This is a genomic window from Sphingomonas sp. Mn802worker (genome assembly GCF_000382485.1).
GTDB lineage: Bacteria > Pseudomonadota > Alphaproteobacteria > Sphingomonadales > Sphingomonadaceae > Sphingomonas.
On record NZ_AORY01000012.1, the window covers coordinates 414620 to 424945 of the forward strand.

The following is a 10326-nucleotide window of genomic DNA, read 5'->3' on the forward strand; positions in this document are numbered from 1 at the left end:
AAGCCGGGAAAGGTGGTTAACGATCCGTTAACTGCGTTGTGGATTTCGTGAATATGGCTTAACCAAGAACAGCCTTCCGACGGGAAGGCGTAACTGGGAGAAAACCATGCTCGCGTTTATTCTAGCGCTGATCACCGGGCCGATCATCAAGCCCTGGTAATCACAATCGGTTCGGACGTTTGCTTGAAGTCCCTCGGGACTGGTGGACGTCCGAACCACCTAATCAACCGGTTACGCTGCCCTGCTCTCACGACGTGGCGCCGGGTTACTGAAGACCATTTCATCCTCGATCGAACCGAAGCGTAGGGCCAGCACGTCAAGGGCGTAGTTCTGGTTAAGTCGCCACGGTCTGCGATCCCCTTGCCGCGGCAGATGCGCGAGCGCGCGCTGAATATAGCCCGACGAGAAATCCGCAAACGGCTGCGGCGTCAGCGCTGCCGCTCCGATCCTGGGTGTCACCTGGCGCAGATCCTTGCGTCGCATCGCGTTGAGCAACCGGCAGACATACCGCGCCACCAAATCGGCCTTCAGCGTCCAGGACGCGTTGGTGTAGCCGAAGGTAAAGGCGAGATTGGGCACGTCGGAGAACATCATTCCCTTATATTGCAGCGCGTCGGACATCCGCACCGGCTCGCCGTCGACGCTGAGCGTCGCACCACCCATCAACGCGAGCTCCAACCCTGTTGCGGTGACGACGATGTCGGCGGCAATCTCCTTCCCCGACGCGAGCCGGATGCCGTTCGGCGTGAACGTCTCGATCGTGTCCGTCACGACTGAGGCGCTGCCGCGCTTGATCGCGTCGAACAGGTCGGCGTCGGGCACGAGGCACAGACGCTGATCCCATGGATTGTAGCGCGGCGTAAAGTGCGTCTCGATATCGTAGTCCGGCCCGAGATGGTCGCGAACCATGCCGAGCAAGCGCTCCCTGGTGCGCGCCGGTCTCCTGCGCGCAAGCTTGTAGAACAGCATTCCGAACAGGACGTTCTTCCAGCGTGTAATACCGTAGGCGGCCCGCGCTGGCAGCAGGGAACGCAAGCGATTGGCCAATCCATCCTCTACCGGGCGCGACACGACATAGGTGGGTGAGCGTTGCAGCATGGTGACGTGCGCGGCCTGCTTCGCCATCTCGGGCACCAGCGTCACCGCAGTCGCACCACTCCCGATCACCACAACCTTCTTACCCGCGTAATAGAGATCGGTCGGCCAGAATTGCGGATGGACGATCCGCCCGTCGAACTGCTCCGATCCGGCAAAGGTCGGCGCGTGCCCCTTGCCGTAATCGTAATAGCCCGAGCACATGTAGAGGAAGTTGCAGCGCAGCTGGCGAGCCACACCGTCGTGCTCGACCTCGACGGTCCATGCCGCCTCCTCGGTCGACCAGGCGGCGCTTTTTACACGATGTCCGAAGCGGATGCGTTGCTCGATCCCGTACTCGCGCGCGGTATCGTGAATATACTCGCGAATCGACGGACCATCGGCAATCGCCTTCGCCTGCGTCCACGGACGAAAGTCGTAGCCGAGCGTGTGCATGTCCGAATCGGAGCGGATGCCTGGATAGCGGAACAGGTCCCATGTTCCGCCGATCGCCTCTCTCGCCTCAAGGATCGCAACGCTGCGATCGGGGCATCTCTTCTGCAGATGAAAAGCCGCACCCACCCCCGATAGGCCGGCACCCACGATGATCACGTCGAACTGCTCGGTCATTGCCGGCTCCTCTACCCGGAAGCCGGCTTACACTCATGTCAGTTGCTCGGGAAGACCGATCAGAAATCCTTTGAGTAACGAAGCTGCACATTCGATCCACCGAACGATCCGGCCTGTGACAACACGCTGATCGCCTTTGTCAGTGCGATCGTCAGCTGCGTCGCGGTGAAGCCGCGCGCATCGGTCACGATTTCGATGTAGATGTCGTCGGTCAGATACTTGCCGGCGGCGAGCGAGGTGCCGCGCCCGGTCGCCTGATCCGCACCAAGCACGCGCAGGCGATCGAACCCGGTCGCCGACCGCAGCTTACCAAGCGGATTGAGCCCGCCGCCGCCCGATCCACGCAGCGAGTTGAGCGCGGAGGCGAGCTGGATCGCCTCGGTCGCCGACAGGTTTGCGGGGTTCGTGCCGAACAGCAGTCGGCTCAGGACCTCATCCTGCGGCAGCGCCGGAGTCGAAGTGAAGCTCACCTGTGGCCGCTGTCCAGTGCCGGTGATCGCGATGTTGAACGTCGCGCCGTTCTTGGTCGTCGTGGCAAGGATGTCGATGTCGGGATCGGTCAGCACGCCGCCACGAAAGCGGATCCGACCGCGGGTCACGTCGAAGCGGTTGCCCGAGAACGAATAGGTGCCGCGCACGATGTCGAGCCCGCCGGTGATCGTCGGAGCGGCCGAGGTGCCGCCGATCCGCATGTCGGCCTCCCACTCGCTTTCCAGCCCCATGCCCGAGACGAACAGCTGGTTGTCGGCCCGGACGCGCAGGTCGAGCTTGAACAATCCGACCGATGGAGCGGCCGCGCGATCGGTCGGCCGCGCGACGCGGATCTCGCTCTTCTTGCGCACGCCGGTCAGCTCCGGCACCTCGGCCGCGCCCTGTCGGATGATCTCATAGCGCGCCTCGGGGATGTTGATATCGCCGCTGATCAGCCCGCCGTTCGCGCCGTTCTGCACCCGGATGGTCCCGGTCGCGGTCGCGCCGAGCGCGTCGGACTTGGCAAGCCGCGCGTTGTTGAGCCGAGCGGTGATGTCGATCGGAAATCCCTGTGCTGCCGCGAGCCCGACGCTACCTTGTGCCTGCACCGTTCCGTCGCCCGCGCGGGCCGAAACGTCGGTCAGCTCGAGGCGATCGTTGTTGAACCGCGCGGCGATCCGCATCTGCGACAACCGCGTACCATAGGTCTCATTGTCGTAGGTCAAATTATCGGCGCGGATCAGACCGTTGACGCGCGGCGCGGAAACGGTGCCGCCGAAATCGGCCGCAACCGCGATCGGTCCGGACAATTGCTGCTGCGCCAGCCCGGCGAAGCTGAACAGGACGCTCGACGGGCCATTGTAGCGGATCCCACCCGATAGCGGACCCTGCATCAGCCGCGTCGACCAGCTGCCGCTGCCCGCAGGCGTTAACCGGGTGACCAGCCGTCCTACCGTGGTCCCGTCACGCTTGATCAGCGCGCGCCCCTCACCTGCGGCTGCGTCCAGCCGGCCCTGAAAGACCACGTCGACCGGATCCGACACCGCTGCCAGGCTGGAGCGGGTGAAGTTGCTGATATTGAGCCGCACGTCGGCCTCGGGCACCGCGCTTGCGGACCGCTGCACGTAGTCGAGACTGCCAGTCGCCTGTCCACCAAGCCCGATGTCGGGCACGAACGCGTTGGCGATGCCAAGGTCGAGCCGGTCGAGCCGCGCCTGCGCGCTGGTCCTACCACCACCATAGCGACCGGCAAGACGCACACTACCCTGGCTGAAATCGATCCGGGTCGGCTGGAGTTCGTAACCACCACCGGCGACGACGACGCGCGCCGGGTTGGCGGTGCGGAACGCGATGCCGTTCGCCTGTCCCTGCAACGCGGCGAGATACTCGCTCGGCGACAGCTTCGCATTGATCGCGACGCGGAACGGGACGCTGTTCGATCCGGTCAGCAGTGCCTGCGCCGTGCCGCGCCCGCCGGTGTAGTTGACCTTGACACGGCCAGCCTGGATCACGGTCGGTCCGTAACGCAGGTCGGCGACCTGTGCGTCGGCGACGACCGAAGGCGCATTGTCGTACAAAATGACGGTGCCGTTGATGATCGCGCGCCCGATCGTGAAATCGGTCGCGCCCGGGATCGTCGCCGCATAGGCGCGCGCGTTGACGCTGGCCCGCTGGTACTTGCCCTGCGCGCCAAGGTCTGCGGTACCAGTCAGGCCCGACCCGGCGAAGCGCACCTGTCCGGCGAACGGCCCCGCCGCGGTCTGCACGACGCGTCCGGCAAAATCGATGCCCGCGAACAGCACGCTGCGGATATCGACCGCGAGCTGGTTTCCGGGCGTGACCAGCACGTCGGCGGTGAACGGACCGTAGTTGGTCCCGCCGCTCGCGTTTACCTGATACGCCCCGCCGCGTCCCACGACGCGCGCGTCGAGGTTGGCGAGTCCGATGCCGACGCCGGGTCGCGGCGCGCGCAAGCGGACGACTGGCGCCACCGTCGTTCCGGTGACGCGCGCGAAGATCGGGCCGTATTGCGTCGAATAGGCGTCGGCATCGACCAGCAACCCGCCACGCGGATCGTAACGCCCCTGCCCTCGCGTCACGCGGAACTGCGGCGCGTTCAGCCGCAGCTCGGTGAAGGTGACGATTCCCTCGGGCGAGTAACCGAAGCGCGTGCTGGCAGTCGCATTGCCACCCATGAACGAGCGGACGCCTTCGTTGAACAACTGCTTCGTGCGTACCGCGACGCGTCCCGTTATTCCGAAGCCGCCGTTCGGACCGGGCACCAGCTTCGCGTCGGTGGTCAGGTCGATGATCCCGACGCTTTCGACACGGAAGTTGTTGACGCGGCCTTTCAATGCACCGGTGTAGCGCCCCGTCGCGACGTTCGCTGCAACAACGGCGGTCGCATCGATGCTGTCGGAGCGGATGCGCAGATTGTCCGACAGGATGTTGGGCATCGCGATCGCCAGATCGCCATCGATCCGCGCGTTGGTCGTCAAACCGCCGAGCGCCGGATTGAGCCCGGTGATCCGGCGCGCACGGGCGTGGACGGGCACCAGGATGCGGTCGGCATTCACCCGCGCGAGTCCCTCGGCATAGACGTTCTCGACACTCGTCTCGGCAAAGCCGATCGAGGTGGCACGTACCTTGTAGTCGACTGTCGGCGTCTTGAACGCACCGTTCAGCACCACGCGCGCCAGCACGTTGCGGCCGCGCAGATTGGGCGCGATCGCGCCGGGCGTCAGCAATGCCGCATCGACCGCGAAATTGCCGAGCCGCGCGTTGGCGAGATCGATCAGGCCCCCGGCGTCGACCGACAGCGCATTCGACTTCAGCTTGATCCGTGTGTCGGCCTGGCGATTGTTCAGCCGTGTATCGATCGCGACCTGCAACCCCGGCGCGGTCAGCCGCTCGACCGGCCCTTCGAGGTAGAGGCCGGGGCGGGTCAGGCCGTTGATCTGGAACCGTCCGTCGTTCACCTGCAACGCGAGGTCGGCGAGCGTCCCGCCGCCCAGCGTAGCGACGAGCTTGCCGCGCCAGTCCTTCCAGCTGCCGCGACCATCGATCGTGGCATTGAGCGGCGCCTTCAACCCGGCGATCTGCGCGATGGCGCCGCCCGCCGGGGCCGCGATCCGCGCACGAATGTCGAGCTTGTTGTCGTCGGGCACCGCATCGATCAGCACATGCGCGGTGTCACCGCCGGCAATCCCCGGCCCACGCAGCGCGGCCGCGTCAACGTTCAGCTGCGCGCGACGATCTGCGATGTGCGCGCGCCCATCGAAGCGTGCGATATGGCGCTGACCTGCGACCGGCGGCTCCATCACGAAGCGCGCGACCTGCAACCGTCCGATATCGATGTCGATGTCGGGCAGGATTGGGGCGTTGGCGTCCTCGGGCTTGGGCGGGACGGTCTTCAGCTCGGGATTGCGGCGCAGCGTGATCAGCTGGCTGGAAGCGCGGCGCACGTCGATATGGTTGTTGAGATAGTCGAACGGACGCCAGTCGATATCGATGCGCGGCGAGGCCAGGAACGTACCTTTGGGATCGTTCACGCGCACGTCGACCAGCGCCATCTGGCCATAGAGCGACCCTTCGATCCGCCCGACGCGAATGTTGAGCCCCGACTCGGTCGTATAGTCGCCGATCCGATCGGCGACGAACCGGCGACCCGGATCGGTGTTGATGCCAAGCACGATCGCAACCAGCAGCAACAGGAGCGCGATGACCGCGACCGCGGTCCACTTGAGCACGCGTTGCCACAATGGGCGCTTCACAACGACCGTGTCATCGATGGGGAGCGTGTCCTCAGTCATCAGAACGCCTGCCCGATCGAGATGTAGAGCGCGATCTTGCCGTCGCCCTTGCGCGGGTTGAGCGGCGTGGCGACATCGACGCGCATCGGCCCGAAGTTGGTATAGAAGCGCCCGCCGATGCCCGCACCGTAGCGCAGGTCCTTGGCGGTCGGGAACGTCCCCTCATAGGCGTTGCCGGCGTCGAAGAACGGCACGATGCCGAAGTCGCCGAAACGATAACGCGCCTCGATCGCGAATTCGTTGAGGCTGCGTCCGCCGACCGGATTGCCCTCGGGATCGAGCGGGCCGAGCCGCTGGTAGCCGTAGCCGCGCACCGACCCACCGCCGCCGCCGTAATAGCGCCTGGACGGCGCAAGATCGTCGCGCTCGATGCCGAAGATCGATCCCGCGCGCGCACGTCCCGCAATGACCAGGCTGTCGTTGACCGGATAATAGCCGGTCGCCTCGACCATCGTGCGCGCATACGGCCTGACCCCGCCGGACACGGCGGTTTCCGGGCTGACGTTAAGCTTCAGGCGATAACCCTTGGTCGGGTTGAGCAGATCGTTCGAGCGGTCGAACAACACCTGGCCCGGCAGCGCGGCGATACCGTAATTGCGGCGGCGACGCCCACCGGCCTGGAAGTCGTAACTCTGCTCGTTGGTGCCGACCAGTTCGAATCCGAAGGCATAGGTGAGCGGCTTCTGCCAGATCGGCGTCGAATCGTAGCTGATCCGCCCCGCGATCGTTGCGGTCACCGCGTTGAAAGCGTCGTAATCCTGCCTGAGTACGCTGCCGAGCAGGCTGACCGTGCGGTCGCGCTTGCCCGCGTTCTGGCGGCGGAAGGTGACGGAAGCACCCTGCTGCTGCGTGCCGCCGACGCCCGTCACGATCAGCGCACCCTCGGGCGGGAACAGGTTGCGGTGCGTGAACGCGGCCTCGACCTTGACCCCCTCACCCGTACCGTAACCGGCACTGCCCGACAGCGACCGGAACGGCCCCTTCGTCTGGCGCACGAGCAGATCGACTTGCTCGGTCCCATCGGGTCCCGCCTGCCCGGTACGGACCGGCTCGACCGAAACGCTCGAGAACAGCCCCGTCGCGACGAGCGCCTGACGCAGGTCGTCGGTCAGGCGGATGTCATAAAGCTGCCCCTGGTCGAAGCGCGGGAAGACGTTCAAGTGATCGACCGAGAAAACCGAGTCGCCCTCTGCCCGCAATTGCCCGAACGAAGCGCGCGGCCCTGTATCGACCGGCAGCGTGTAAGCGCCCTTCCATGTCGCATCGTCGAGCAGGATGTCGCGCTCGCCCACCTTGACGAAGGGGTAGCCTTGCTGCGGCAGTTTCAGGCTGACGTTCGCCTCCGCGCCCTGAATGCGCGCGGCCTCGACCGGATCGTGGACCTTGAGCGGCAGTTCGCGCTGCACGAGCCCCGGCGGCACGGTCGGTCCGGCCTGCACCTCAATCGAGCCGAGCGTGTAGATCTTGCCGGGCGTCGCGCTGACGATCGCGCGCAGCTTGTTGCCCGTGCCGGCAGAAGGCTGTTCGAGGGTGGAGACCGCAGTGCCGTCGTAATATCCGAGCGACTTCATCAACCGCACTGCCAGCGCCTCGTCCTCGCGCGCGCGCGCCGAGACCTGGGTGGCGTTCGCGGCCTTGCCCTTGCCTTCCTTCAACGCCGACAGCGCATTGAACTCGTCGGTCAGCTTGAGCGGATCGAGGCCGCGCACGACGGTGTCATATGCGATCTGGGGCGCGTCGCGGCCCTTCGCATCGGCGACCGATTGCAACGGCTCAGTGTTGAAGGTCGACAGCGGTTCGAGCGGCTGGGCGAGCTGGACGTCGACCGGCGACGGGGCGGGCAGCGTGCCGGGTACGATCGGTGCTTGCGCGGCAGATTGCGCAATCGGCGCGGGATCGTTGACTTGGGGGCGCTTGGACGGCGACGCCGCCGCGGCATTGAGCGGCATCGGCTCTAGCGGGGCGTTGATGTCGTTGCTGAGCGGCGGCAGCGCGCTGTTGAATTCGGCATCGGGGACAATCGGCGCGTCACCTTGCGGGTCGGCGGATGAGACCGGGGAAGACGAGGTCGCGGCTTTCGGCGCATCTGGCCCGCGTGCCGGTGCCATGCCGGGTTGACCCATCTGCGCCGCGGCAGGGACCGAACCCAGTGCCAGCGCAGACGTTGCCGCCAGCAAGATCATTCTCGTCGATAAACCCACGCACTCGCCCCTTTGCGCAGGATGTCGGCTTTACCGTTACACCCCCGTAATTCTTGCAACGCTTTGCGACCCAAAGAGTTGCGACGGCGCCCGGCAAACATTCGGCCGCCGCCATGTTGGCACCCTTTCGCACGGCGCGTAAGGACGGCGCAACGACACGCGGGAGAGTTCATGAACTTCGAGCTGGACGAAGACCATCGCATGATCGCCGATCTGGTACGGCGCTTCGTCGAGGACGAGCTGGTGCCGCTGGAGCAGGGCGTGCTCGACCGGGCGATCGCGGGCGAGGAAGTGCAATTGACCGCGGAAGAGACCGAGCGCGTCAACGCGGTGTCGCGCGAGCTTGGGCTCTGGGGGCTCGACGCACCCGAGGATGTCGGCGGCCACGATCTGCCTGCAGTTGCAATGGTCGGCGTCAACGAGGCGATGGGCCGCACAATCGTGCCCTACACGCTGCCGCCCGACTCGCCCAACCTGCGGATGCTCGCTGCGACCGTCAACGACCGCCAGCGCGAGGCGTACCTTGCCCCATATGTCGCCGGCAAGACAATCAGCGCGATCGGCATTTCCGAGCCCGGCGCGGGCGCGGACCCTGCCGGGATGAAGACGCATGCGGTGCGAGTGCCCGGTGAGAATGGGGGCGATGACTGGGTCATCAATGGCCGCAAGATCTGGATCACCAAGGCGAACCGCGCCGACTTCACGATCCTGATGGCGGTGACCGACCGTGAGAAGGGCGCACGCGGGGGCATGAGCGCGTTCCTGGTCGACAAGGACGCGCCGGGCTTTCAGGTCGTGCGTCCGATCCCGGTGATCGGCGGCGAGACCTTGTACGAGGTCGTGCTGGAGGATTGCCGCGTTCCGGAATGGAAGCTGCTCGGCACCGAGGGCCAGGGCTTCGCGCCGATGCAGCTGCGGCTCGCCACGCGGCGCGCCGAGATGGCGGCGAACGCGATCGGCATGGCGCAGCGCGCGCTCGACATGATGATCGACTATGCGCCGCAGCGCACGACCTTCGGCAAGCCCCTGTCCGAGCGGCAGACGGTCCAGAACTGGGTATCCGACGCCGCGATCAAGCTGCACGCCGCGCGGTTGATGACGTACGATTGCGCGTGGAAGCTCGATCAGGGCCGCGATACCCGTACCGAAGTGTCGATGATCAAGAGCTTCGCGCTGGAAACCGCGTGGGAGGTACTGGACCATGCGATGCAATGTTTCGGCGCGATGGGCATGACGCGCGAAATGCCGTTGCAGCAGATGGCGGCGCGCATCCGGCTGATGCGGATCTACGACGGGCCGACCGAGATCCATAACTGGGTCGTGGCGCGCAACCTGTTGGGAACTAGAGCATGAGAGAGCATATCGCGGTCACCACCGCCGATCACGTCGCCACCGTCGTCATCGACCGTCCGCCGCATAATCATGTCAACGCCGTCCTGGTCAACGCGCTTGCCGACGTGTTCGAGGAGTTGGGACGCGATGACGACGTCCGCGCGATCGTGCTTGCGACCGCGGGCAAGGTGTTTTGCGGCGGTGCCGACCTGACCGGCGACAAGCCGCTGGCGGACGACAGCGGCGAGAGCGAGACTCCCGCGCTCTACCGCGGCGCCTATCGCCTGTTCGCGGCGAAAAAGCCGGTTGTAGTCGCGGTTCAGGGTGCGGCGGTCGGTGCGGGGCTGGGCCTCGCGCTCGTCGGCGACTTCCGCGTCGCCGCACCCGAGGCGCGCTTCTCGGCCAATTTCGTCACGCTCGGCTTCCATGCCGGCTTCGGCATTACCGCGACGCTGCCGCGCGTCGTCGGCGAGCAGCACGCGTCCTTGATGCTGCAAACCGGCCGTCGCGTGAAGGCGGAGGATGCGCTGCGCTATGGGTTGGTCGATGAGATCGCGCCGCTCGACGACCTGCGCGCCGCGGCCGAGCGGCTGGCGGGCGAGATCGCCGCAAACGCGCCCCTCGCCGTTGAGGCCACGCGCGCGACGCTGCGCGGCGACCTGGCCGAAGCGGTGCGGACGCGGACCGAGCACGAGCGCGCCGAGCAGGACCGACTGATGCAGACCGCCGATTTCCGCGAGGGGATCAAGGCGGTCGGGGAGCGGCGCAAGGGCGATTTTGTACGCGGGTGACCACGCGCGCTTCGG

5 protein-coding genes are annotated in these 10326 nt (G+C 66.0%); 2 read left to right on the forward strand and 3 right to left on the reverse strand.

Annotation, left to right across the window (positions count from 1 at the left end):
- Positions 1-231: 231 nt before the first annotated feature.
- Genes SMN802W_RS0112080 through SMN802W_RS0112090 form a run of 3 tightly spaced genes read right to left on the reverse strand, consistent with a single transcriptional unit; the run spans position 232 to position 8170 of the window.
- A complete protein-coding gene (locus tag SMN802W_RS0112080; RefSeq protein ID WP_019517172.1) occupies positions 232-1704 on the reverse strand; it encodes a flavin-containing monooxygenase in 1473 nt (490 codons plus the stop codon).
- A gap of 59 nt (positions 1705-1763) precedes the next feature.
- Positions 1764-5987: a translocation/assembly module TamB domain-containing protein gene (locus SMN802W_RS0112085; RefSeq protein ID WP_019517173.1), complete on the reverse strand. Its 4224-nt coding sequence runs from the start codon at positions 5985-5987 to the stop codon at positions 1764-1766.
- Complete coding sequence (locus SMN802W_RS0112090; RefSeq protein ID WP_019517174.1) at positions 5987-8170, reverse strand: autotransporter assembly complex protein TamA; 2184 nt, start codon at positions 8168-8170, stop codon at positions 5987-5989. The genes SMN802W_RS0112085 and SMN802W_RS0112090 overlap by 1 nt, the downstream gene beginning before the upstream one ends.
- A gap of 189 nt (positions 8171-8359) precedes the next feature.
- Here SMN802W_RS0112090 and SMN802W_RS0112095 point away from each other — a divergent pair, with 189 nt between their 5' ends.
- Entirely contained in the window at positions 8360-9541 is a 1182-nt protein-coding gene (locus SMN802W_RS0112095; protein WP_019517175.1) for an acyl-CoA dehydrogenase family protein, read from the forward strand.
- A complete protein-coding gene (locus tag SMN802W_RS0112100; RefSeq protein WP_019517176.1) occupies positions 9538-10311 on the forward strand; it encodes an enoyl-CoA hydratase/isomerase family protein in 774 nt (257 codons plus the stop codon). The genes SMN802W_RS0112095 and SMN802W_RS0112100 overlap by 4 nt, the downstream gene beginning before the upstream one ends.
- The last annotated feature ends 15 nt before the right edge of the window (positions 10312-10326 follow it).